Source organism: Rhizobium sp. BT-226 (assembly GCF_025847085.2).
Classification (GTDB): Bacteria; Pseudomonadota; Alphaproteobacteria; order Rhizobiales; family Rhizobiaceae; genus Rhizobium; species Rhizobium sophorae.
Genome location: NZ_JAOYTI010000002.1, coordinates 839,311 through 862,753 on the forward strand (window position 1 = coordinate 839,311; position 23,443 = coordinate 862,753).

Genomic DNA, 23,443 nt, shown 5'->3' on the forward strand with positions numbered 1-23,443 from the left:
GTTCAAGATCGATGCTGATGTCGACGCACCCTCCTCCCAGAGGGCGCAGCCGCCTTACCTCCTGGTATAAAGATCGGCGTATTGCTGCCGCAGGATGTTTTTCTGAACCTTGCCCATCGTGTTGCGCGGCAGATCCTCGGCGAAGATGATGCGCTTGGGTTGTTTGTAGCGGGCGAGACGTTGCTGGAGGGCGCTGACGATGGTCTTTTCATCGAGGACGGCGCCGGGCTTGCACACGACGACGGCCGTTACGCCTTCTCCGAAATCGGGATGCGGCACGCCGATGACAGCGCTTTCGACCACACCCTCGATCTGGTCGATCTCGCCCTCGACCTCTTTCGGATAGATGTTGTATCCGCCCGAAATCACCAGGTCCTTGCCGCGGCCGACGATGTGGACATAGCCGTCCCGGTCGATCTTGCCGAGATCGCCGCTGATGAAGAAACCGTCGGCGGTGAATTCGGCCGCCGTCTTTTCCGGCATGCGCCAATAGCCCTTGAAGACGTTCGGCCCTTTGATCTCGATCATGCCCGTTTCTTCAGGCGGCAGCTCGAGCCCGGTGGCGGGATCGGTGACGCGCACCGTGACACCCGGCAGCGGGAAGCCGACCGTTCCGGCAATCCGTTTGCCGTCATAGGGGTTGGACGTATTCATATTGGTTTCCGTCATGCCGTAGCGCTCAAGAATGGCGTGACCGGTACGAGCGTGGAACTCGGTATGGGTTTCGGCAAGCAGGGGAGCCGAACCGGAAATGAACAGGCGGATGTTGGCGACCGCTTGCTTGTCGAGGCGCGGGCTTTGCAGCAGGCGCACATAGAAGGTCGGCACGCCCATCAGCATCGTTGCCTCAGGCATCAGCGAAACGACCTCGTCGGCGTCGAATTTCGACAGCAGAAACATCGAGGCGCCGGCGAGCAGCGTGACATTCGTGGCGACGAACAGCCCATGGGTGTGGAAGATCGGCAGGGCGTGGATCAGCCGATCACCTGATGTGACGCGCCAATAATCCCGCAAGGTCAGGGCGTTCGAGAGCAGGTTCCCATGGGTGAGCATCGCCCCCTTGGAGCGTCCCGTCGTTCCCGAGGTATAGAGGATCGCAGCCAGATCATCGGCGGAACGCGAGGCATCGACAAAGTCGGCCGGCTCATCGCGGGCGAGATCCAGCAACGAGCCGCTACCGTCGGCATCGAGCGTTTCGACGATCGCACCGTGGGGCTTGGCGATCGTCTCAACGCCTTCCCGGGCGGCCGGCGCAACAATCACCAAACGCGGCTCCGCATCGCCGATAAAGTAATCGAGCTCGGCCAGCGTATAGGCGGTGTTGAGCGGCAGGTAGACGGCGCCGGTCCGAAGGCACGCGAGATAGAGGATCAATGCCTCGGCGCTTTTCTCGACTTGCACCGCCACCCGGTCGCCGGGGCGAATGCCGAGCGCGTCCATCGCGCTGGCAATGCGGCCGGAAAGAGCGAAAGCGTCGTCATAGGTCCATATGCGGGTGTCATCGATCCGGATGAACGGTGCGTCACCGGGCGCAGCCGCCCGCATGGCGTCGAAAAGATGGTTGCTCACTTTCGCCCTCCTCCAAGCGTTGAGTTCACTATTTGTTGGAATGGCCGGGAGCCTTGCTGGCCATTGCCGCCGCGGCGGCTTTCGTCGTTCTGGCCGAGCAGGTTTTTGACGGCAGGCGAGGCAATTACTTCGCCGCGCTGCGCTAAGGCCTCGTGGTTGGCCACGATATCGTCGAGCTTGTAGAGGTAGTTGACCATCAGGCCGTGGGCCTGCTGCATCGCCTTGGCCGAGCGGTCGCCGAGAAAATTCAGTCTTTCCAGTCGAGCGCCGTTGCCGAGATGGAAGCGGGCGACAGGATCGACCGGGCGGCCCTCCGGTGTCCGTTCGGTCAGGAAATAGCGCGCCGCAAGAGGCAGCAATACGCGCTCCACTTCCGTCGCCGTCTTCTCGTCGTCGGGCCAGTTCGGATCGTCCAGCGCCATCAGTGTTTCGCGGGCCGCTTCCGGCAGCAACCGATCGGCGGTCGAGGCACGCGCCTTGGCAAGCCAACGGGTAAAGCCCGGCACGGGCGACAGCGTGACGAAATTCTTCAGGCCAGGCAGGTCTCTGCGCAGGTCTTCCACGACCTGCTTGATCAGGAAGTTGCCGAACGAGATGCCGCGCAGGCCATCCTGGCAGTTGGAGATCGAATAGAAGACAGCCGTCGTCGCCTCGTCGGCATTGATCTGCTCCCTCCCCTCGACCAGCACATCGCCGATCGCGCTCGGCACGGATCGTGTCAGCGCCACCTCGACGAACACCAGCGGCTCGTCAACCAGCCGGGGGTGGAAGAAGGCAAAGCATCGGCGGTCGGCCGGCGCCAAACGACGGCGCAACTCCTCCCAGCCGGCGATCTCGTGCACGGCTTCGTATTTGATGATCTTTTCAAGGATGTAAGCCGGCGTCGTCCAGTCGATGGGGCGCAGCGTCAGAAAGCCGCGATTGAACCAGGAGCCGAACAGATGGGTGAAGTCGGCGTCGAGCGCGTGATAACCTTCGGATTGGTCTTTGGAAGCAAGCAGCTGCTCACGCATCCGGACAAGCTTGGCGGTGCCGTTCGGCGCGTGATTCAATCGGCGCAGAAGCTCCTGTCGCCGCGGCTCGGCTGCCTGGTGGAGCGCGATGACCGCGGCAGAGCTTTTATCGGTGCGGTAGATTTCGATCGCCTGGTCGAGCTTGGTCGTGTCAGGCCCGAACTTTTCATGCAGCATAAGGAGGAATGCCTGCGCGCCCTCGCTGTCGAGCGCCCCCCATCGATCGAGGATCTCGGCCGCAAGCGCCATGCCCGAGGCTTCGCCCCGGCTCGACAGCAGCATTTCACAGAGTGTCTGGAGATCGGCCTTGGCTGCGACCTGCGTGGCGCGCGAGCCGGAAAACAGAAGCTGGCGTCCGCGATCCGTGATGCTCTGCAGCATGTCGGTGAAGAAGGAAGCCTCAGACATGCCATCTCTCCTCTCTTCTGCCGGCCGGCTTGGGTGCGGCCCGTTTTTGACGGCTGCTTCCCATCGTCGGGTTTCACCGGTAGTATGTAGAATGCCACTCTTCGTACACGAGGTCAACAATCGTGTATACAAGAATTATGTTTATGTATGATGGAAGTGAGACGAATGTCCGAGAATGTCGGCCGATGGCTTCGGGATGAGATTGAAAATTCAATTCTTTCCAACGAGTTCTCCCCCGGTGAGCGGCTCGACGAAATGGTGCTTGCGACGCGTTTCGGGGTCTCCCGCACGCCGGTGCGCGAGGCGCTGATGCAGCTCGATGCGATCGGCCTCATCGAAATTCGACCGCGCAGAGGCGCCATCGTCATCGATCCCGGACCGCACCGCGTCTATGAGATGTTCGAGGTGATGGCCGAGCTGGAGGGCCTGGCCGGGTCGCTCGCCGCCCGACGGCTGGACAAGGCTTCCCGGGAAGCGATCACCGCCACCCACGGCCGCTGCGAGCAATCGGCCGCCGCCGGTGACAGCGATGCCTATTATTACGACAATGAGGAATTCCATAAGGCCATCTACGCAGCCGGCCGCAGCGAATTCCTCGAGGAGCAATGCCTGCAATTGCACCGCCGCCTCAGACCCTATCGCCGCCTCCAGCTGCGTGTGCGCAACCGCCTGTCGACCTCCTTCTCGGAACATTGCGCCATCGTCGACGCAATCTTTGCCGGAGACGGCGACGAAGCCCGCCGCCTGCTGCGGGCGCATGTCGGCATTCAGGGAGAGAGGTTCAGCGATCTGGTCGCAAGCATGGCGGCGAGATGATTGGACTGCAGCAGGAAAACGAAAAGCACATCCCGCCGTCCGCACCCCACCCTAATCCAAAAACCGATAAAGCCAGTCGCGCGTCTCCTCCGGCAGCGAGGCCGGCGCCTGGTCCTCGCGGATGCGGGCCTGCCAGATGATCTCGACCTCGGCGGCGCGCTCCTCCCCGGTGTCGATCGAAATGAGGAAGCCGATGGAATGCATGCCGATCTTGTCGATGGTGGCGGTGAAGGTTGCCTGTTCGTCATAGTGCAGCGGACGGTGAAGCATGCAGGAAACCTTGCTGGGGCTATAGACGGGTTCGTCATCGACATCGGGCCGTGACGACCAGAAGCCTGCCAGGACGGATTCGGCATAGGAAATATAGGAGGCCAGAAACATCTGGCCGTTCATATCGACATCGCGAAACGGCACGCGTATTTCCGCCACATCCGGGCGTTTCGACTGACTCATCAACAGATCTGCCCTACTCAGTTCCCCATGAACACTACTGCATAATTGCTTATACCGGAACTGGCTTAAGGATAGAATTACGCAATAGTTCAAAGTGTTACAGTGTCCTCCACGCGCCTGAAAGGATGCGGCGCAGTAGCCGCGGACCTGATTGACGGAAACGGCGCGAACGAGACAGTTGTGATAGGCGAAGGGTCGGACGGCGCGGCAAGAGCGCTTGTTGAAATCGTCAGGCGATGCCCCATCTGCTGTGGCACATGACATAAGCGACCGATAGAGTGTCTTCATGAGCACCCGTCTTTATGAACACCCGATCTTCCTGGAACATGTCACGCCCGCCGGCCATCCGGAGCGATCGGACAGGATCCGCGCCATCAACGTCGCGCTGGAACATCCGAATTTCGAGCGGCTGGAGCGCCGGCAGGCGCCGCAGGCCAACGAGGATGCGGTGCTGCTTGCCCATCCCGAAGAGCATCTGACCGCCGTCATGCGGGAGATCCCCGAGGAAGAGGGCGAGATCAACCAGATCGAAGCCGATACCTATGCCAGCAGCAAGAGCCTGCAGGCGGCGCTGACCGGCATCGGCGGGGCGATGGCGGCGGTGGACGATGTGTTTACCGGCCAGGCCGACAATGTCTTCGTCGCCGCCCGCCCGCCCGGGCACCATGCCGAGAAGATGACGGCGATGGGCTTCTGCTTCTTCAACAATGCGGCGATCGCCGCTCGCCATGCGCAGAAGATCCATGGCGCCGAGCGCGTCGCCATCGTCGACTGGGACGTGCACCACGGCAACGGCACGCAGGATATCTTCTGGGACGATCCTTCGGTGCTGTTCTGCTCGACCCATCAGATGCCGCTCTATCCCGGCACCGGCGCCAAGGACGAGAAGGGCAAGCACAACACCATCGTCAATGCGCCGCTGTCGCCGAATGTCGGCAGCGATCATTTCCGCGAGGCGTTCAAATCGCGCGTGCTGCCCGCGCTTGACGATTTCCGGCCGGATCTCATCATCATCTCCGCCGGCTTCGACGCGCATCACCGCGACCCCTTAGCGCAGATCAATCTGACCGGCGAGGATTTCGACTGGGCGACCGGGCGCGTGCTGGAACTCGCGGACCGGCACGCGAAGAACCGGGTCGTCAGCCTGCTCGAAGGCGGTTATGATCTCGAGGGACTCGCCGAATCGGCGGGCATGCATATTCTGAGAATGATGAAGGGTTGAGAATGACTGACAGCGCCAAGCCGGAGGTGTCCGGTCTTTCCTTCGAAAAGGCGGTTGCCGAACTCGAAAGCATCGTCGCCCGTCTGGAACGCGGCGATGTGGCGCTGGATGAATCGATCGAGATCTATGAGCGCGGCGAAGCGCTGAAGAAACATTGCGAGACCCTGCTTTCGGCCGCCGAAAACCGCATCGAGAAGATCCGGCTCGACCGCGCCGGCAAGCCGCAGGGCGTCGAGCCGCTGGACGGCGCCTGAGGCGGCAAACTCCCTTTCGAAGACGCTTGGCTATCGGCTTCCGGCCGATCTATGATCCCCTTGCAAAACGATGAGGGGACGTAAAAATGACGGACAGGTTGAAGGGTAAGGTCGCCATTATCTCGGGCGGCGCGACCGGCATGGGCGGTGCCGCCTCGAAGCTTTTTGCAGCGGAAGGCGCGCGTGTTGCGATCATCGACCGCAATGGCCAGGCGGCGGCCGAGACCGTCCAAGCGATCCGTGACGCCGGCGGCGAGGCCGATTGCTGGACGGCCGATGTCTCGGACGAAGCAGCCGTCAATACCGCTGTCGCCGGTGTGGAGGAACGCTACGGCGCAGTCACCGTTCTCTTCAATCACGCCGGCACGATCGTCATCAAACCTTTCCTGGAAACGACCGTCGAGGAATGGGATTGGCTGCATGCCGTCAATGTGCGCTCGATGTTTCTGATGACCAAGGCCGTGCTGCCGAAGATGATTGCCAGCGGCGGCGGGTCGATCGTCTGCACCTCGTCGATCTCGGCGGTTGCCGCCACGCCAATGGAGGTGCTTTACGACACGACCAAGGGTGCCGTGCATATGTTTGCCCGCGCCATCGCGGTGGAATTCCGCGACCGCAACATCCGCTGCAACGCCGTCTGCCCCGGCTTCATCCGCACGCCGCATGGTCTGCGCGAGGTGGCCGACCTGCAGGCGCTCGGCGTCGATGTTTCGGATGCCGCCATTGCCGCGCAGCAGGGGCGGATCGGCGAACCGGAAGACGTGGCGCGGGCCGCGCTTTATCTCGCCAGCGACGAATCGAGCTTCGTCAATGGCGCCCATCTCTTCGTCGACAACGGTTTTACCGCGATCTGAGCCCCGACGCGCGTCCGATTGGACGCGTGGCGCGCTTTCATGTGTTGGAGCGTCCATGGCGCGTCCGATTGGACGCGCGGCGCTCCAGGCGCTATCTGTGGGCGATGACGCTCGGCACTGTAGCGATCGGAGATCCCAATGTCCTTCTTTCCCGGTAAAGACCCCCTGCCCGGCGATGCCTTCGCCTGCGACGCGATCGAGAACCTGATCATCCCGCGCACCAGCGATATCGGCGGTTTCCAGGTGCGCCGCGCGCTGCCCAGCCGGCAGCGGCGGTTGGTCGGGCCGTTCATCTTCTTCGACCGCATGGGACCGGCGATCCTGAAGCCGGACGAGGCGCTCGACGTCAAGCCGCATCCGCATATCGGACTGTCAACGGTCACCTATCTGTTCGACGGCGAGATCCGCCATCGCGACAGCCTCGGCACCGAAAAGGTCATCCGTCCCGGCGATATCAACCTGATGACGGCCGGCCGCGGCATCGTCCATTCCGAACGCACGCCCGACAATCTGCGCGGTCATCCGCTGCTGATGTCGGGGCTGCAGACCTGGCTGGCGCTGCCCGATGACAAGGAGGAGATCGATCCCGCCTTCGCCCATACGGAAAAATCCGCCATGCCGCTGATCGAGACGGCAGGCGTGCGTGGGCGCGTGGTCATCGGCTCGTTCGAAGGCATGACATCGCCGGTCGGCGTTTTCTCCGACACGCTCTATGTCGATCTCGACCTGCAGCCGGGCGCCAAATTTCCCTTCGGCGCGGCGCATGAAGAGCGCGCCGTCTATGTGCTCTCGGGCGAGGTCGTCATATCAGGCGACCGTTTTGCCGCCGACCAGCTGCTGGTCTTCCGGCCAGGCGATGCGATCACGCTGGAAGCCGGCCGCGATGGCTGCCACCTGATGCTCTTCGGGGGTGCGGCGCTCAATTCGAAACGTTATATCTGGTGGAATTTTGTCTCTTCCTCGAAGGAGCGGATCGAACAGGCCAAGGAGGAATGGCGCACCGGCCGCTTCGATATCGTGCCCGGAGATGAAGAGGAATTCGTGCCTTTGCCGGAAGGCTGAATGACACGAGATGAGAGAAATAGACCAGGATATCCGCCGAATACCGCTCACACTTTTCGGCATCATGCTTTAATGATGGGAGCATGATGTTATCCGAAAACCGCTCACACTTTTCGGCATCATGCTTTAATGATGGGAGCATGATGTTATCCGAAAACCGCTCACACTTTTCGGCATCATGCTCTAAGGTGAAAAGCTTCGGTTCCTGAAATGCACTTGTTTTGCCGCAATCTAATCGAATAAAAGCGGAGCAAGGAAAAGCAAGAAAGAGCGCCCGCCCGTGACACAACTGCCGAAGACCCCCCTGCTCGACCAGGTCATCTACCCCGCCGACCTGCGCAAGCTCGAGGATCGCGACCTGCCGCAGCTCGCCCGCGAAGTCCGGGATGAAATGATCGATGCGGTGTCGCGCACCGGCGGCCATCTCGGCGCCGGTCTCGGCGTCGTCGAATTGACGATCGCCATTCACAGCGTCTTCGACACACCTGATGATCGGCTTATTTTCGATGTCGGCCATCAATGTTATCCGCACAAAATCCTCACCGGCCGGCGTGACCGCATCCGGACGCTGCGCCAGGAAGACGGGCTCTCCGGCTTCACCCGCCGGGCCGAAAGCGAATATGATCCCTTCGGCGCGGCGCATTCCTCGACTTCGATCTCGGCCGGCCTCGGCATGGCGATTGCCGCCGACCTCGACAAATCAGACCGCCGCGTCATCGCCGTCATCGGCGACGGGGCGATGTCGGCCGGCATGGCCTATGAGGCGTTGAACAATGCGGGTGCCCTCGATGCGCGGCTCATCGTCATCCTCAACGACAACGACATGTCGATCGCGCCACCGACGGGCGCCATGAGCGCCTATCTCGCGCGCCTTGCCTCCGGTCGCACCTATATGGGCTTCCGTGACTTCGGCAAGAAGCTGACGGCCTATCTCGGCAAGAACATCGACCGGGCGATCACCCGTGCCGTCGAGCATGCGCGCGGCTATGTCACCGGCGGTACGATGTTCGAAGAGATGGGCTTTTATCATATCGGGCCGATCGACGGGCATTCCTTCGACCACCTGCTGCCTGTGTTGCGCAACGTGCGCGACAATGGGCGCGGGCCGGTGCTGATCCATGTCGTCACCCAGAAGGGCAAGGGCTATCCGCCGGCGGAAGCTGCGGCCGACAAATATCACGGCGTCAACAAGTTCGACGTCATCACCGGCGCCCAGGCAAGGGTCAAGCCGAATGCGCCGAGCTATACCAGCGTCTTTGCCGAAGCGCTGGTGCAGGAAGCCGCCCTCGACGACAAGATCGTCGGCATCACCGCCGCTATGCCGAATGGTACCGGTCTCGACAAGCTCGCCGAGGCCTTTCCGTCGCGTTGTTTCGACGTCGGCATTGCCGAGCAGCATGCCGTGACCTTCGCCGCCGGCCTGGCAGCGGAAGGCTACAAGCCCTTCGCCGCCCTCTATTCCACCTTCCTGCAGCGCGCCTACGACCAGGTCGTGCATGACGTGGCGATCCAGGGACTGCCGGTGCGTTTTCCGATCGACCGTGCCGGCTTCGTCGGCGCCGACGGGCCGACCCATGCCGGCTCCTTCGACACCGCCTTCCTCACTACCCTGCCCGGCTTCGTGGTAATGGCGGCGGCCGACGAGGCCGAACTCAAGCATATGGTGCGCACGGCTGTCGCCTATGATGGCGGGCCGATCTCCTTCCGCTATCCGCGCGGCGAAGGCGTCGGTGTCGACATGCCGGCGCGCGGCGAAATCCTGCAGATCGGAAAGGGCCGCATCGTCAAGGAAGGCACCAAGGTGGCGCTGCTCTCCTTCGGCACAAGGCTGGCCGATTGTCTGCTGGCCGCCGAGGATCTCGATGCCGCGGGGCTTTCGACGACAGTCGCCGATGCGCGTTTCGCCAAGCCGCTCGACCGCGACCTGATCCGCCAGCTTGCCCGCCACCATGAGATTGTCATCACCGTCGAGGAAGGCTCGATCGGCGGCTTCGGCAGCCATGTGATGCACTTCCTCGCCACCGAAGGCCTGCTCGACAACGGCCTGAAGCTGCGCTCGCTGGTGATGCCCGACATCTGGATGGAGCAGGCCAAGCCCGAAGCCATGAACGCCCATGCGGGGCTCGACCGCGCCGGAATCGTCTCGACGGTGTTCAAGGCGCTGGGGCGCGGTGTTGCGGTTGGGGTTGCGGGATAGGTGACTATGTGAGGGCGTGCCGTGGGGCCCCCTCATCCGCCCTACGGGCACCTTCTCCCCGAGGGGGAGAAGAGGGAATCGAAACGTCGCCGCAAATCTCTTCTCCCCTCGGGGAGAAGGTGCCGGCAGGCGGATGAGGGGGCTGCCCGGCAGGTCCTCTCAATAAAAAAGGCGGCGCATCACTGCACCGCCCTCTTCATTTGACGTCCCTGTGAAGGCGTTCTCAGAATTCCGTCCAGTCTTCCTTCACGGCCGCAGCGGCTGCCTGTCTTCCACCGAAGGCCTTGGCGACGGTGCTGGTCAGGGCGTGGGCCGGAGAGGCGACCGGGCGGGAGCTCGTGCCGGCGACGGCAGCGCGCGGCGTCGGGGCCACCTGGCCTAGCTTGAACTGGTGCAGCAGTTCTTCGAGGGCGTTTGCCTCCTGGGCGAGCGCATGGCTGGCCGCGGTCTGCTCCTCGACCATGGCAGCGTTCTGCTGCGTGCCCTGGTCCATATTGTTGACGGCTGTGTTGATCTCCTGCAGGCCGATCGACTGTTCGCGCGTGGCGGTGACGATGGCGCTGACGTGGTGGTTGATCTCCTGCACTTCGGAGACGATGACCTCCAGCGCCTTGCCGGTCTCGCCGACGAGACCAACGCCGGCAACCACTTGTTCGCCGGATGTGGTGATCAGCGCCTTGATCTCCTTGGCCGCCTTGGCCGAGCGCTGGGCAAGCTCGCGCACTTCCTGGGCGACGACGGCAAAGCCCTTGCCGGCATCGCCGGCGCGGGCGGCTTCGACGCCGGCGTTCAAAGCCAAAAGGTTGGTCTGGAAGGCGATGTCGTCGATGACGCCGATGATGTTGGAGATTTCGCCCGAGGACTTCTCGATCTGCTGCATGGCAGAGACGGCCTTGCGGACGACTTCGCCTGATTTCTCGGCGCCGAGGCGGGCGCGCTCGACGAGATTGCCGACATCCTCAGCGCGCTTGGCGCTGTCGCGGACGGTCGTCGTCACTTCCTCAAGCGCAGCTGCGGTCTGTTCGACGGCGGCAGCCTGCTGCTCGGTGCGGTGGGCCAGATCGTCGGCGGCGGAGCGGATCTCGCCGGCGCCGGCATTGATCGCCGAAGCGTTGCGGCCGACCGATTGCAGCGCTGCCTGCAGCTTTTCGACGGCATGGTTGAAGTCATTGCGCAGGCTGTCATATTGCGAGGCGAACGGCATCTGGATACGACCGGCCATATCGCCATTGGCAAGCTCGGCAAGGCCGCCCGCCAGAGCGTCGATGGCATGGCGGAGCTCGCCTTCCTCGCGCGCCTTCTGCTCGTCGCCTGCCCGGCGCTGGCGCTCGGCATCGTCGCGCATGCGGTCGGTCTCGCCGGCAAGACGCAGCTTCTCGATTGCCGCCTGCTTGAAGACCAGGACGGATTGAGCCATGCGGCCGATTTCGTCGCCGCGCTCGACAGCCGGAACCTCGATGTCGTTCTGACCGCCGGCGAGGCGGTCCATCGCGCTCGTCATGCCGACGACCGGGCGGACGATGATGCGCGACATCAGCCAGGCAAGCATGGCGGCAGCAAGCGAGGCGACGATGCCGCCGGCAAGCAGCGTCATCTTCAGATCGCTGTTGGCATCGGCGCGGATTGCGGCCAACGCGTTGGACTTTTCACGCGCGGTGGCCTTGATCTTGGCCGAGGCCTGGCGGAAACCGTCGAGCTGGCCCTTGGTGGCGTTGACGCCGATCTTGACGACCTCTTCGATCGGCATGTCGGTTTCCTTGCGCGCCTTGGTCTGCGGCTCGGCAAGCTCATGGAAATAGAGATCGGCGGCCTTCTGCATGCCGTCGATCATCTCGATCAGCTGCGGCTCGCCGGCCGCCGTTTGCTTGGCGGCGGCAATCGCCTTCAGCATGCGCTCGCGGTTGGCGAAGACATCGCCATAGGTGCTGTCGCTGCGGAAGAGGATGAAGCCGCGCAGGTTGACGGCCTGCTCGAGCATCGCCTGCAGCGCATCGTCGATCTGGTTAACGAGCAGCTCGGATTTTTCCTGCTCGGCAGACGCGGCAGCGGACGCCGTCGCCTTGGAATAAACGAAAGCGGAAACGGCGATGAAAATGAGAATGAGGGCTGCGAACGTGGCCGCAAGCTTACCGTTCAAGGATATGTTTTTGGCGGACATCGGTGATTTCTCCTGACGACAGTCGACGCGGCGAGAGGCAGGTCGCGCGAGACGCAACCGCCGGGATGTTTGAAGCTGAGAACATGATCGACGTGCAAACACTTGCGCCGTCATGGCGCCGAGCGGCTTGGATGAACCGCTACAATCACGCCGAACCTATCCGGGCAGGCTTTAAATTTGTTTAAATTTGTGCATCGCAGCAGCGGCCGAACCTGAGGATTATTGTGCAGCTTCCGGAGGATTGAGGATGAGGATGTCGAAATCCTTTGTGGGATCGAAATCCTCAGCCGTCATCCGGAAGGTCGTCGGGCCGATCTTTTGAACATTGCTGCCGCAGAAGCTGATGAGGCTGCCGGGCTTGCCCTTGTCGATCGTCAGCTGGAAGCGCTTGATCGGTCCCGCCCAGTTGGCGCCAGTCGACAGCACATAGGAGATCCAGCTTTCGGTATAGTTGGCGCCGCCGGCCTCGGCTTCCCGCGCGCGCTGCTGGGCAACCCGGACGAAATCTCCGTCGAGGCAGTATTTGCGGGAATATTCCTCGAAGCGCTCACCCTTCGGCTCGCCACCTTCGAGAAAGCTGATGGCGACGGTGCCGCCGACGGCCGGCTTGTAACGGTGCGCTACGCTGACCTTCTTCTTCGCCGGAAAGGTGGTGCGCCACCAATAGGTCGAGCGCAGGGTCCAGAGCGGTACGAGATCGACCTTGGCATCGCCGGCGCCCATGGGATAAACGAGGCCGCGGGCGATCCAGTCCTTGCGGACGGTTTCGGGAAGCTTGGCGAGCGCCTCGGTGGTCTTCTGGCTGTAGGGCAAGACGGGGATGCCCTGCTTGGCAAACTCGTCGGTCACGTCGATGCCGAGCGAGACGACGCGCTGCTGCAGCTTGGCGGTGATCGGACTGCCGTCCTGCAGGGTCGAGAAATGCAGGAAATTATCGCTATCGTAGTCGGAGATGGCGGAATTGTTGTCGACCTGACCTGATAAATCAGGCATTGGAAAGGCGACCAGGCTTTCGACATCCTTGTCGGAGCTGTTCTCGAAGACGTAGTCGACACGCACTTCCGAAGCGGAGATGAAGAGATCCTCTTGCGCCATGCTGACATCGTCGGATTGGGCAAAGATCAGCCCGCCGGTCTTGATCTCTGCCAGAGTATCGTTCGCGAGCGCGGACGATACGATCCCCGCCGCGACAAGCCCCACCGAGACAGGTAGAGTGAAGAGCTTCAGCATGGAACACCCCCGTGTCTGCGGCACGCCCCGCGATCGCCGCGGTGGGATTATCGCCGAAAGCTTTTGAGGGTCAATGACGGTCTTGGGAACAAAATGCTTGCAACCGGCGGCTTTGCCGGTCATGCACAGCCGATGTCAGATCAAAACACCCAACGTCTCGACCAGCTTCTCGTCTCCCTCGGCCTCTTTGCCAGCCGCTCGCGCGCCCGCGACGCCGTGCAGCGCGGCACTGTCAGGATCGGCGGCCAGGTGGTCACGAAGGCTGGCGCGCTGTTTGGCGCAGACGCGGCAATCGAGATCGACGATCCGGCGCAGGACTATGTCTCGCGCGCCGCACTGAAGCTTGCCGCGGCCCTCGACCATTTCCGGCTCGATCCTGCCGGCCATCACTGTCTCGATGTCGGTGCCTCCACCGGCGGCTTCACCGAGGTGCTGCTGCAGCGCGGTGCCGCGCATGTCACCGCGATCGATGTCGGCCATGGGCAGATGCACCCGCGCATATCAGGCGATCCTCGGGTGACGAACAGGGAGGGCCTCAACGCCCGTAACCTGACGGCAGACGATATCGACCATCCCGCCACCTTCATCGTTTCCGACGTCTCCTTCATCACGCTGAAGCTGGCGCTCGCGCCGGCCCTTGAGATCGCCGAACCCGGCGCTGTCGCCGTGCTGCTGGTCAAGCCGCAGTTCGAGGCCGGGCGCGAGGCGATCGGCAAGGGCGGGATGCTGAAGGACCCCTCGTCCGCTCCCGCCGTCGCTGCAGAATTGGAGCGCTGGTTCACCGAGGATATGGGCTGGAAAAGCCTTGGCCTCATCCCCTCCCCGATTTCCGGCGGCGACGGCAATCAGGAATTCCTTCTGGCAGGATTGAAACCGTGAGCACCGAAACCGTCACGATCGAGAAGCTCGGCGCCCAGGGCGACGGCATCGCCAGCAGCGCCGGCGGGCCTGTCTATGTGCCCTTTTCCCTGCCCGGCGAAACCGTAGCGATCGCCCGCGTCAAGAGCCAGGGCACGATCATGTCGATCACGACGTCCTCGCCCGACCGGCAGGAGCCGCCTTGCCGGCATTTCGGTCCGGATGGTGTCAATGGCACCTGTGGCGGCTGCACGCTGCAGCATATGGCAGATGCGCCCTACCGCGCCTTCAAGCGCCAACTGGTCATCGACGCGCTGAAATCCAAGGGGCTGACGCCGGAGGTCGGCGAGATCGTTCCGGCCCGGCCGGGCGAACGGCGGCGCGTGGTGTTTGCGGCGCGCAAGACCGAGAAGGACATGCTTGTTGGATTCAATCAGGCCGAAAGCCACCATATCGTCGCCATCGAGGAATGTCCGATCTCGTCGGCAGGGATCATCGCCCGGCTGCCGGCGATCAGGGCGATTGCCGCATCGCTGGCGACCAGTGCCGAACCCTTCCGCGTCGCCGTGCTCGAAACGCTTTCCGGCCTCGATATCTCCGTCGATGAAGTGAAGAAACTTTCCGACCCGCAGCGGCGCAAGGCGATCGAGACGGCGCTCAGCCTGCGCGGTATCGCCCGTGTTTCGCTGAACGGCGAAATCCTCGTCGAGCCGTCGAAGCCGATGGTCGAATTCGGCGGCGTCCAGGTTTCACCGCCGCCGGGCGGCTTCACCCAGGCAACCAAGCCCGCGGAAGAGGCGATGGCGGAGCTGGTCACGGCCCATGTCGGCAAGTCGAAGCGGATCGCCGATCTCTTTGCCGGCTCCGGCACGTTTTCACTGCGGCTGGCGCGGATCGGCCGCGTGCACGCCGTCGAAGCCGAAGCTAAGGCGCTCGCCGCACTCGACCATGCGGCCCGCAACACGCAAGGGCTGAAACCGGTCACCGTCGAAAAGCGCGATCTCTTCCGCCGTCCTTTGATGACGCAGGAATTCAAGCCCTATGACGCCGTCGTCTTCGATCCGCCACGCGCCGGTGCCGAGTTCCAGTGCCAGGAGCTTGCCCGCTCAGGCGTGAAGAGGATCGTCGCCGTCAGCTGCAATCCGCTGACGCTGGCGCGGGATCTCGCGATCCTCGTCGAGGGAGGCTACCGGATCACGCAAGTGACGCCGATCGACCAGTTCCTCTGGACCTCGCATGTCGAGGTGGTGGCGACGCTGGAGAAATAGGCGTGGCTGTCGGAAAGACCAAAAGACGCAACCCCTACTATAATGGCCCAGTGTCCGATCACTTCGACGGCACGCATTTCTTCAATCCCGAAGGTATTGAGCCCCTTGGTTTCCGCGATCTGCTGCGGTGGCAATTCGGCGGTGGCCGTGAGCGTTGGCCGCGGTCGGTCCCAAGTCCGTACGCGGCGGCCAAGCCGGATCCACGCTTAGACGGCGAGGATCTAAGGGTGACCATGGTTGGCCATGCAACAATGCTCGTGCAGGTCGCTGGGCTCAATATCCTCACCGACCCGGTATGGTCGGAGCGCGCGAGTCCCTTCGCTTTTGCCGGACCCAAGCGCGTCGTCCCACCGGGCATCGCGTTCGATGATTTGCCGCCGATTGATCTCGTGCTGGTGTCGCACAATCATTATGATCATCTCGATATCGCAACGCTCAGACGGTTGGGTGCGAAGCATCGGCCACGTGTGGTGACGCCACTTGGCAATGACACGATCATTCGCCGTGCCGTGCCCGATATGCAGACGACATCGATGGACTGGGGCGAGCGCATTTCGCACGCCGGAATAAGCATTGATGCGGAGCCTGCGCACCATTGGTCCGCTCGCGGAACCGCCGATCGCCGGATGGCACTCTGGGCGTCGTTCGTTTTGTCGACGCCAGCCGGAAAAATTTATCACGTCGGAGATACGGGCTTTCACAACGGCATCAATTACAAAGCGGCACAGCAGAAGCATGGCGGCTTTCGTTTGGCCATTTTACCCTTCGGCGCCTATGAGCCGCGCTGGTTCATGAAAGGGCAGCACCAGAATCCGCAGGAGGCGGTGATCGGGATGAAACTGTCAAATGCTGCCTATGTGGCCGGGCATCACTTCGCCACGTTCCAACTGACAAATGAAGCGGTCGACGCGCCAGCAAAAGCGTTGCAAGACGCCATGAGCGAGCATGATATTTCCCCGGAACGGTTCCGGCCGCTCAGGGCCGGCGAGGTATTCAACGTGCCGGCGGTCTAAGAAGCGATGTCAGGCGATGCTCAGCGGCGCATGAAGGCTTCGAAGGCCGCCCGGGCCTCGGCGCTTTTCAGCCGCGCGGAGAAATAGCGGGCCTCCTCGTCGATGCGGGCGATGATCTCGCCGCGATTGCCACGAATGAGGTCGCGGGCGATTCGCAACGCCTCCGGCGGCTTTGAAGCGAGCTTTGCTGCCGTGGCCAAAGTCAGAGAATCGACCTCGCCTGACTCAACGACCTTCCAGACGAGGCCGGCTTCCTTCGCTTCCTCTGCCGAGAATGCTTCGCCGGCGGCCAGCAGGGCGAAGGCGCGCTGATGGCCCATCAGCCGCGGCGCGACGAGGCTGGAACCCGCCTCCGGCACCAGCGCCAGATCGACGAAGGGTGTACGAAACTGGCTGCGGCTGGAGGCGATGGTCAGGTCGCAATGGAGATGAATCGTCGTGCCGATGCCGATCGCAAGGCCGTCGACGCCCGAGACGACGGGTTTTTCGGCGTTCACCAGCGCATAGAGGAAATCGAGGATTTCCTGCTCCAGGCCGCGGCCGCCCATTGCGGCAGCCAGAAAATCGTTCATGTCGTTGCCGGCCGAGAAGCAGCCCTCGGTACCGAGGAAGGCGGTGGCGCGGATGCCGGGATTTGTGTTGGCGGCATTCAGCGCATCGGCCATGGTGCGGTACATGGCGCGGGTGATGGCGTTCTTCTTTTCCGGCCGATTGAAGCGGATAGACTGGACGCCGGGATGGGCGGTAGGCTGCTCGACGACGATGTGATCGGTCATAAGGTCTCCTCAGGCAAGCAGGATGCGGGCGGCGGCAAGGCTTGCTGCGCCACTGACGACGCGGTCGCGAAGGGCTGCGGTCTCGGCAAGCAGGTTTTCGGCGGCGAAGCGGCAGAGCGCGATGCGGTTTTCGGCCGCACCATCGCTGCTCTCGGCGAGACCGCCCTTGGCGAGATAACAGCCGGTGAGCACGAGGCCGAACAGGCGCTGATAGGGGGTGGCACCCGAGAGCGCCTCGGCGGTGCTGTTCTCGGCAAGCGTCTTTATCAGCCAGGCGGTCGCCTGCTCGAGATCGGCGATGGCCGCGTCGAGCCTGACAGCGGTCTCGCCGAAACCATCGAGATTGGAGCCGCGGACACCATCGGCGATCTGCTTAAGCTCGGCGATGAAGCCCTTCACCTGATCACCGCCGGAGAGCGGCAGCTTGCGGGTGACGAGGTCGATCGCCTGGATGCCGTTGGTGCCCTCGTAGATCGGGGCGATACGGGCATCGCGGAGATAACGCGCCGCGCCGGTCTCCTCGATGAAGCCCATGCCGCCATGCACTTGAATGCCGAGCGAGGCTACGTCGACGCCGGCATCGGTCGAAAAGGATTTGGCGATCGGCGTCAAAAGGGCGGCGCGCTCCTGCCAGTGACGGCTGGTATCGCTTGCCCGGTGGGACATGTCGATCGCATGGGCGCAGGCATAGGAGATCGCGCGCGCCCCTTGCGTCAGCGCCTTCATGGTCAGCAGCATGCGGGCGACATCGGGATGTTCGACGATCGGGCTCATGCCGGCACTGCCTGAGCCCGGCGCCCTGCCCTGAGTGCGTTCCCTGGCATAGGCGAGCGCCTTCTGTGTGGCGGCCTCGGCGATCGCCACGCCCTGCATGCCGACCGCAAGGCGGGCATTGTTCATCATCGTGAACATGCAGGCGAGCCCCTTGTTCTCCTCGCCGACCAGCCATCCCACAGCGCCCTTTTCACCGCCGAATTTTCCGTCGCCGTAGATCATCGTGCAGGTCGGCGAACCATGGATGCCGAGCTTGTGCTCCAGCGAATGGCAGAAGAGATCGTTGCGGCGCCCGAGCGATCCATCGTCGTTCACCAGGAATTTCGGCACCAGGAAGAGCGAGATGCCGCGGGTGCCGGCCGGCGCATCCGGCAGGCGGGCCAGCACCAGGTGGATGATGTTGTCGGCCGCGTCATGCTCGCCCCAGGTGATGAAGATCTTCTGGCCGAAGAGGCGGTAGCTGCCGTCGTCGCTGCGCTCGGCGCGGGCTTTCAGCACGCCGAGATCGGAGCCGGCATGCGGCTCCGTCAGGTTCATGGTGCCGGTCCATTCGCCGGAGACCATCTTCTCCAGATATTTGTCTTTCAGCGCAGCACTGCCATGGGCACTGACCGCCTCGATGGCGCCCATCGTCAGCGTCGGAGCGAGCGCAAAGGCCATGGAACCGGAATTCCACATTTCGAGGGCCGCGACATTCAGCATATGCGGCAAGGCCTGGCCGCCGAAAGCTTCAGGCGCCGTCAGGCCGTTCCAGCCGCCGGCAATCCAATGGCGATAGAGATCGCGCCAGCCATCCGGCAGCCTGACCTCGCCATCGATCAGGCGGGCGCCTTGGCGGTCGCCGATGTCGGCGAGCGGCGCCACTTCCTCTGTGGCAAAACGTCCCGCTTCGGCCAGGATCGCATCGACGAGATCCTCGCCGAGATCGCCGAGCAGCCCCTTTGAAATCGCCTCGTCCATACCCGCTACATGCTTCAACGTGAACGCGATTTCCTCGACGGGCGCCTTATACATGGTTTTTCCTCCGCAGACCGGCCTCGCGCGGCAAAGCCCCTCCGAGGCAAGGGCTAATTGATTTTTACGTAAACGTCAATTTCGATTTCTTCAGTGGTCATGCGATAGTTTGGCTGAGATGACGCTTTGCTGTTGCACCGTTGCATAAATAGCCGTCATGGAGACACTACAGCGCCGCGCGTCTTTTCAGACGCGCAAAGGACGCTGTATCACTTTGAATGCTGCATAATTTTATCCGTAAATCGATTCCGATTTAAGGAATTATGCAGTAGGGAATGACATCGCCTTCGCAAAGGACCGGCGACCAATGGATACATTGCCCGTCAACATACCCGGTTTCGTCTGGGCCTATCGCTTCTCGCCGGGTGAAAAGACCGCGGTGCGGCTGAACAACAGTGCGACGGTGGCGGAACTGACCGCGGAAAACTGTTTCTACTGGCTGCACCTCAACCTTGTCGACGCCCGCGTGCCGGCCTTGCTCGATACGCTGGAGGGGCTGACGGAGGACGCGAAATCGGCGCTGACGACGCGGGATACGCATGCGGCCATCACCGTGGACGAGCAGATGCTCTATGGCACGCTCGTCGACTGTCAGCGCGATTTCGCCCAGGACACCAACAATCTCGGTTGGCTGCATTTCGCCATGTCCGACCGCTTTCTCATCACCACAAGGCTGCAGCCGCTGCGCAGCGTCGAACGGGCGCGGGCGCTGATCGAGAAGAACCCGGGCAAATTTTCCCGGCCGGTCGATCTCTTCGAACTGCTGGTGATCGAATTCCAGCGCACGCTGATCGCAATCGTCATCGAACTCACCGAAGAACTGAACCAGATCGAGGATATCGTCTACGACAGCGCGCAGCGCGATGAACGCCGGCGCCTGGCGCCGGTCAGGCGCACCGTGGTCAGGCTGCATCGGCATCTGCGCACCGTGCTGGCGCTGATGCGCCGGGCGGCGGCGGCCGACGACGACGAGATGCCCTTCGGCTTCGACGATGTGGCGCGGCGGCTGACCAGCCGGCTGGAAACGGTCGACCACGATATTTATGCGCTGCAGGACCGGGCGCGCCTGCTGCACGAAGAAATCGATTCGAAACAATCCTCCGAAACCAACCGTCACCTCTATTTGCTATCGATTATGACGGCCTTCCTGCTGCCGCCGACCCTGGTGACCGGCTTCTTCGGCATGAACACCGCAAACCTGCCCTTCGCCGTCGGCGACTACGGCACGGAATACGCCGTCGTCCTCATGGTCGCCTCCATCGCCTTAGCCTGGTGGCTGCTGCGGCGGGTGGATATTCTTTGAGCGGGAAAAGCTTGGCGTGACCGGGGGCGCGCGGGTCCGCTCCTAATCCATCAAACGTCGTGGTATTTGCCACAAAGCTCACCCCACTCTCCGCCATCCTCGGGCCTGACCCGAGGATCCACGCAGGCCTCCTCCATCAGCAGCGGGCATGGATCCTCGGCTCAAGGCCGAGGATGACGGAGGGTGGGATAACGTTCCTGCCAAACTCGCCGCCGATGCAGCGGCGTTGCGGCTATCGCATCACGTCACATCGCATTGACACAGACCAATCGGAAGCGCGGCGCGCTTCCAGCCTCAATACGGCGAATAGCACTGCTGGCGCGGGCCGTTATAGGGCTGGAACGTGTTGTCGTAGGCGCGATAGGACCGGTAGCGGTTTGCGCACCAGGCGACGTGGCTCGAACCCATGCGGGGCGCAGGCGCGACGTAACGCGGCTGCGCGACGATTGCGCCACCGATGACCGCGCCGGCGCCGAAGGCGGCGAGCGGATACCAGTAGCCGTTATAACGGCGGTATCCCGGGCGGTAATAGGAATATCCGCGATAGCCGCCGTAATAGCCGGGCCGGTAGTAGGCGCCGGGACGATAGCCGGGCCGGTAACCGGGGCGATAGTAGCGGCGATACTGGACGTTCTCGACGGCGGAGGATTTTTCCACCTGCGGGGCGGTGGGCATCTGGATTGCCTGCGACGGCGCAAAGCCCGTCAGCACCACGGCGGCAGCCAGAACTGCGGTCGCAATCTTGTTTCTCAGCCCGATCATTGCTTCAACTCCCATTCAACAGCGATCACCGCCTGCCCAGCAACGCTTCCGCGCCCGAATGGTTCCAGAAGCAGCCGGGGCCGGCTGCTTTCCCTTTTAGAGAGTCTGAACTGAACCGGAGATTAACCGGCGCCGGCGATGCGATCAGGCAACGGCGGAGATTTTCGCCTGGTCGCCCTGCAGGCGGTTCACCATGAAGTTCGAATACCATTCGAGGAACTGCATGACGCCGCCTTCATGCAGGGAAGAATAGGGGCCTGGCTCATAGGCGGGCGAGTGGATGCCGAAGGCGTTTTCCTCGACGATGCGGCGATCCTGATCGTTGGTCTCGGTCCAGACGTGGGTCAGTTCCTCGAGATTGTAATCCACGCCTTCGACGGCGTCCTTGTGGACGAGCCACTTGGTCGTCACCGCCGTCTCATTGGCGCTGAGCGGCAGAACCCGGAAGGAGATGGCGTGGTCGCCGAGCAGGTGGTTCCACGTCGTCGGGTAATGGAAGAGCAGCATGGTGCCGATATGACCGATCGAGATATCGTCGGAGAGCGGGCGCTTGACGGCGCGCTTGCCCGACATGGTGTAGCTCTCGGCATCCTCGATCAGCGGCATGCGGGCGGTGCGGAACTGACCGTCCGGCGAAATCTGGAACTTGCTCGGCAGGCCGGCCGCCTCGCAGCGCGCCCAATGGCCGGCGATCTCGGGATCGTCGGCGCCGCCATCCGTGCCGGTGACGCTCGGGGCTTCGGGATAGGTGCGGCAGAGTTCGGGGTGATTGGCGGCGCAGTGATAGCACTCGCGGTTGTTTTCCCAGACGAGCTTCCAGTTGCCCTTCTCGATGATCGTGCTCTGGAAGGCGACCTTGCTCTCACTGATCCGGTGCGGCGCGACATAGGGTTCGATCTTGTCGCGCACCGGCTGGAAATCCGGGGCGGTGTTGGCAAGGCAGATGAAGACATAGCCAGCGACGATTTCGCAATGGACGGGCTTCAGGTTGAAGCCTGATTTGTCGAAGTCATCACCCATGTGGCGGGCGAAGGCGAGCTTGCCGTCGAGATCATAGGTCCACTGATGATAGGGACAGACGAGGCGCACGGAGGAGCCGTGCTCCTTGGTGCAGACGCGCGAACCGCGATGGCGGCAGCTGTTATGGAAGGCACGGATGACATTGTCGCGGCCGCGGACGATGACGACAGGATAGCTGCCGATCTGAACGGTGAAATAGGCGCCCGGCTTCGGCAACTCGCAATCATGGCCGATGAACAGCCAGTCGCGATAATAGATCATCTCCATGTCGAGCTGGAAATAATCCTCATCGATGTAGAACGGCTGTTCGAGGCTGAAGCCCTCACGGCGGCTCTTGAGCTGACGCAAAACGTTGCTGCGAATATCCATCTTCATGTCCTCGTGCACCCGGCTGCCGGCTGCCGGCAAGAAGGCCGGCGGAAGCGCGCCCGCTTCCTTCTCCTTGGGGAGAAGTGTTCATGGCGTCATTTAATCACCGAGCCTGCCTGCCGCTTGGTTGTAATGCGACATCGGCTTCGAAATTGACGACAGGATACGGCAAGCCGCAAGCCGCCGATCCCGGTCGATGACATTGCCCGACTCTCCGGGCAATTATCCTCAATTGCGACATGGCGTAAAGACCCGCTCCGCAAAGAGGCCGGCTGCCTGATATCGATCGCCGTCGCATTTGCGACATCTGCCGGCATTTGCCTCCCAGCCGGCCGGCCGCGGGGCCATTTTTTAACATCGCCTTAAGCATACGGTCCTATCCTCCTGATGATCACCGACCGACCGAAGAACGCGAACCATGGCCAGACTCCGTTATTTCGACGCGAAAGATGCGAGCAGATCGCAAGAACCGCAGCTGATTGCCGCCCATTCCGAATTCTTGCGAACCGGTCGCATCCCCCGCGAGCGGCGGCATTGGCTGGCCGAGGAAAAGCGGTATTTCACCCATGACGAGGTCGCAGCGAAGACCGGACGAAAGCTGCAGGTGGCCGGCGAGAAGACACATCAGCACATCAACGGCTTTCACCACTCGATCCAGTTTCCGAAGATGATCTTCCACCGGACGCTGGAGGATAGCCCGCATCTCGGCTATTGCCACGTCACCGCCGCGCGGACGAAATTCGCCCATTACGAAGAGGTAAGCTGGGCCTTCTACATCTCCAATTTCTATTCCGAGATCGGCGAGAACGACAATTTCTTCGAGCGCATCGATGTCGGTTATTCCCGCATGTATTTCGCCGTCGCGATCAAACCCGGCGAGAACTCCGCGGAAAAGATGACTATCGACCGGTCGGTGCGCGGCAACGGCCTGCTCTTCCGCACGCATGATCCGCAGGCGGCGATTCGCAACATCCTGCTGCTCGGCGCCCGCAACGAACAGCTGCGCGAAATCATCCGGCAGCTCTAAAGCGATTGATCGTGGGCGGCGGA

General features: G+C 62.5%; 20 protein-coding genes. 11 read left to right on the forward strand and 9 right to left on the reverse strand.

Annotated features, from left to right (window positions below):
* Positions 1–54 precede the first annotated feature (54 nt).
* Both OIU37_RS14450 and OIU37_RS14455 read right to left on the reverse strand, forming a co-directional pair.
* On the reverse strand, positions 55–1,569 hold the full coding sequence (locus OIU37_RS14450; protein WP_171601427.1) for a malonyl-CoA synthase: 1,515 nt from the start codon (positions 1,567–1,569) through the stop codon (positions 55–57).
* Complete coding sequence (locus OIU37_RS14455; RefSeq protein WP_182210468.1) at positions 1,566–2,990, reverse strand: malonyl-CoA decarboxylase; 1,425 nt, start codon at positions 2,988–2,990, stop codon at positions 1,566–1,568. Before OIU37_RS14455 ends, OIU37_RS14450 begins: the two co-directional genes overlap by 4 nt.
* A gap of 165 nt (positions 2,991–3,155) precedes the next feature.
* Here OIU37_RS14455 and OIU37_RS14460 point away from each other — a divergent pair, with 165 nt between their 5' ends.
* Entirely contained in the window at positions 3,156–3,806 is a 651-nt protein-coding gene (locus tag OIU37_RS14460; RefSeq protein ID WP_240602089.1) for a GntR family transcriptional regulator, read from the forward strand.
* A 51-nt stretch (positions 3,807–3,857) separates the two neighbouring features.
* Here OIU37_RS14460 and OIU37_RS14465 read toward each other — a convergent pair whose 3' ends face one another.
* Positions 3,858–4,259, reverse strand: a complete 402-nt coding sequence (locus tag OIU37_RS14465; RefSeq protein WP_264257816.1) for a thioesterase family protein — start codon at positions 4,257–4,259, stop codon at positions 3,858–3,860.
* A gap of 286 nt (positions 4,260–4,545) precedes the next feature.
* Between OIU37_RS14465 and OIU37_RS14470 the strand changes: the two genes are divergently transcribed.
* The 5 genes from OIU37_RS14470 (at position 4,546) to dxs (ending at position 9,848) form a co-directional block, all read left to right on the forward strand.
* Positions 4,546–5,481: a histone deacetylase family protein gene (locus OIU37_RS14470; RefSeq protein ID WP_264257817.1), complete on the forward strand. Its 936-nt coding sequence runs from the start codon at positions 4,546–4,548 to the stop codon at positions 5,479–5,481.
* A gap of 2 nt (positions 5,482–5,483) precedes the next feature.
* Complete coding sequence (locus OIU37_RS14475) at positions 5,484–5,735, forward strand: exodeoxyribonuclease VII small subunit (RefSeq protein WP_003545921.1); 252 nt, start codon at positions 5,484–5,486, stop codon at positions 5,733–5,735.
* Positions 5,736–5,821: 86 nt separating this feature from the next.
* Positions 5,822–6,589 (forward strand): SDR family NAD(P)-dependent oxidoreductase, encoded by a 768-nt coding sequence (locus OIU37_RS14480; protein WP_264257833.1) that lies wholly within the window; start codon positions 5,822–5,824, stop codon positions 6,587–6,589.
* Positions 6,590–6,727: 138 nt separating this feature from the next.
* Positions 6,728–7,651, forward strand: coding sequence for a pirin family protein (locus OIU37_RS14485; RefSeq protein WP_264257834.1), 924 nt, complete (start codon positions 6,728–6,730; stop codon positions 7,649–7,651).
* A 280-nt stretch (positions 7,652–7,931) separates the two neighbouring features.
* Positions 7,932–9,848: a 1-deoxy-D-xylulose-5-phosphate synthase gene (gene dxs, locus OIU37_RS14490; protein WP_130681400.1), complete on the forward strand. Its 1,917-nt coding sequence runs from the start codon at positions 7,932–7,934 to the stop codon at positions 9,846–9,848.
* A gap of 223 nt (positions 9,849–10,071) precedes the next feature.
* Here dxs and OIU37_RS14495 read toward each other — a convergent pair whose 3' ends face one another.
* Both OIU37_RS14495 and OIU37_RS14500 read right to left on the reverse strand, forming a co-directional pair.
* A complete protein-coding gene (locus OIU37_RS14495; RefSeq protein WP_264257837.1) occupies positions 10,072–12,006 on the reverse strand; it encodes a methyl-accepting chemotaxis protein in 1,935 nt (644 codons plus the stop codon).
* Positions 12,007–12,225: 219 nt separating this feature from the next.
* The gene (locus tag OIU37_RS14500; RefSeq protein ID WP_264257839.1) at positions 12,226–13,236 is read right to left on the reverse strand and encodes a DUF4424 domain-containing protein; all 1,011 of its coding nucleotides are present in this window, start codon (positions 13,234–13,236) and stop codon (positions 12,226–12,228) included.
* Between the two features lie 93 nt (positions 13,237–13,329).
* On the opposite strand from OIU37_RS14500, the gene OIU37_RS14505 reads away from it, so the two are divergent.
* Genes OIU37_RS14505 through OIU37_RS14515 form a run of 3 tightly spaced genes read left to right on the forward strand, consistent with a single transcriptional unit; the run spans position 13,330 to position 16,375 of the window.
* Positions 13,330–14,115: a TlyA family RNA methyltransferase gene (locus OIU37_RS14505; RefSeq protein ID WP_240602083.1), complete on the forward strand. Its 786-nt coding sequence runs from the start codon at positions 13,330–13,332 to the stop codon at positions 14,113–14,115.
* Complete coding sequence (locus OIU37_RS14510; protein ID WP_264257842.1) at positions 14,112–15,362, forward strand: class I SAM-dependent RNA methyltransferase; 1,251 nt, start codon at positions 14,112–14,114, stop codon at positions 15,360–15,362. Before OIU37_RS14505 ends, OIU37_RS14510 begins: the two co-directional genes overlap by 4 nt.
* A 2-nt stretch (positions 15,363–15,364) precedes the next feature.
* Positions 15,365–16,375: an MBL fold metallo-hydrolase gene (locus tag OIU37_RS14515; RefSeq protein ID WP_264257844.1), complete on the forward strand. Its 1,011-nt coding sequence runs from the start codon at positions 15,365–15,367 to the stop codon at positions 16,373–16,375.
* A gap of 20 nt (positions 16,376–16,395) precedes the next feature.
* On the opposite strand, the gene OIU37_RS14520 is transcribed toward OIU37_RS14515, so the two are convergent.
* Positions 16,396–17,151 (reverse strand): crotonase/enoyl-CoA hydratase family protein, encoded by a 756-nt coding sequence (locus OIU37_RS14520; RefSeq protein WP_264257846.1) that lies wholly within the window; start codon positions 17,149–17,151, stop codon positions 16,396–16,398.
* Between the two features lie 9 nt (positions 17,152–17,160).
* On the reverse strand, positions 17,161–18,939 hold the full coding sequence (locus tag OIU37_RS14525; protein WP_264257848.1) for an acyl-CoA dehydrogenase: 1,779 nt from the start codon (positions 18,937–18,939) through the stop codon (positions 17,161–17,163).
* A gap of 307 nt (positions 18,940–19,246) precedes the next feature.
* On the opposite strand from OIU37_RS14525, the gene OIU37_RS14530 reads away from it, so the two are divergent.
* Positions 19,247–20,242, forward strand: a complete 996-nt coding sequence (locus OIU37_RS14530) for a transporter (RefSeq protein ID WP_171601440.1) — start codon at positions 19,247–19,249, stop codon at positions 20,240–20,242.
* A gap of 294 nt (positions 20,243–20,536) precedes the next feature.
* On the opposite strand, the gene OIU37_RS14535 is transcribed toward OIU37_RS14530, so the two are convergent.
* Both OIU37_RS14535 and OIU37_RS14540 read right to left on the reverse strand, forming a co-directional pair.
* On the reverse strand, positions 20,537–21,004 hold the full coding sequence (locus OIU37_RS14535; RefSeq protein ID WP_171601441.1) for a BA14K family protein: 468 nt from the start codon (positions 21,002–21,004) through the stop codon (positions 20,537–20,539).
* Positions 21,005–21,148: 144 nt separating this feature from the next.
* On the reverse strand, positions 21,149–22,393 hold the full coding sequence (locus OIU37_RS14540) for an aromatic ring-hydroxylating dioxygenase subunit alpha (RefSeq protein WP_171601442.1): 1,245 nt from the start codon (positions 22,391–22,393) through the stop codon (positions 21,149–21,151).
* 418 nt (positions 22,394–22,811) lie between these two features.
* On the opposite strand from OIU37_RS14540, the gene OIU37_RS14545 reads away from it, so the two are divergent.
* A complete protein-coding gene (locus OIU37_RS14545; protein ID WP_168311038.1) occupies positions 22,812–23,420 on the forward strand; it encodes a DUF6656 family protein in 609 nt (202 codons plus the stop codon).
* Positions 23,421–23,443: the final 23 nt, after the last annotated feature.

What these genes read in the sequence shown, in the direction of transcription:
- OIU37_RS14505 (WP_240602083.1), top strand. Translation starts at nt 13,330, where the DNA reads ATGCTTGCAACCGGCGGCTTTGCCGGTCATGCACAGCCGATGTCAGAT.
- OIU37_RS14480 (WP_264257833.1), top strand. Translation starts at nt 5,822, where the DNA reads ATGACGGACAGGTTGAAGGGTAAGGTCGCCATTATCTCGGGCGGCGCG.
- OIU37_RS14460 (WP_240602089.1), top strand. Translation starts at nt 3,156, where the DNA reads ATGTCCGAGAATGTCGGCCGATGGCTTCGGGATGAGATTGAAAATTCA.
- OIU37_RS14525 (WP_264257848.1), bottom strand. Translation starts at nt 18,939, where the DNA reads ATGTATAAGGCGCCCGTCGAGGAAATCGCGTTCACGTTGAAGCATGTA.
- OIU37_RS14545 (WP_168311038.1), top strand. Translation starts at nt 22,812, where the DNA reads ATGGCCAGACTCCGTTATTTCGACGCGAAAGATGCGAGCAGATCGCAA.
- OIU37_RS14530 (WP_171601440.1), top strand. Translation starts at nt 19,247, where the DNA reads ATGGATACATTGCCCGTCAACATACCCGGTTTCGTCTGGGCCTATCGC.
- OIU37_RS14485 (WP_264257834.1), top strand. Translation starts at nt 6,728, where the DNA reads ATGTCCTTCTTTCCCGGTAAAGACCCCCTGCCCGGCGATGCCTTCGCC.
- OIU37_RS14470 (WP_264257817.1), top strand. Translation starts at nt 4,546, where the DNA reads ATGAGCACCCGTCTTTATGAACACCCGATCTTCCTGGAACATGTCACG.
- OIU37_RS14465 (WP_264257816.1), bottom strand. Translation starts at nt 4,259, where the DNA reads ATGAGTCAGTCGAAACGCCCGGATGTGGCGGAAATACGCGTGCCGTTT.
- OIU37_RS14455 (WP_182210468.1), bottom strand. Translation starts at nt 2,990, where the DNA reads ATGTCTGAGGCTTCCTTCTTCACCGACATGCTGCAGAGCATCACGGAT.
- OIU37_RS14495 (WP_264257837.1), bottom strand. Translation starts at nt 12,006, where the DNA reads ATGTCCGCCAAAAACATATCCTTGAACGGTAAGCTTGCGGCCACGTTC.
- OIU37_RS14535 (WP_171601441.1), bottom strand. Translation starts at nt 21,004, where the DNA reads ATGATCGGGCTGAGAAACAAGATTGCGACCGCAGTTCTGGCTGCCGCC.
- OIU37_RS14520 (WP_264257846.1), bottom strand. Translation starts at nt 17,151, where the DNA reads ATGACCGATCACATCGTCGTCGAGCAGCCTACCGCCCATCCCGGCGTC.
- OIU37_RS14475 (WP_003545921.1), top strand. Translation starts at nt 5,484, where the DNA reads ATGACTGACAGCGCCAAGCCGGAGGTGTCCGGTCTTTCCTTCGAAAAG.
- OIU37_RS14540 (WP_171601442.1), bottom strand. Translation starts at nt 22,393, where the DNA reads ATGGATATTCGCAGCAACGTTTTGCGTCAGCTCAAGAGCCGCCGTGAG.
- OIU37_RS14500 (WP_264257839.1), bottom strand. Translation starts at nt 13,236, where the DNA reads ATGCTGAAGCTCTTCACTCTACCTGTCTCGGTGGGGCTTGTCGCGGCG.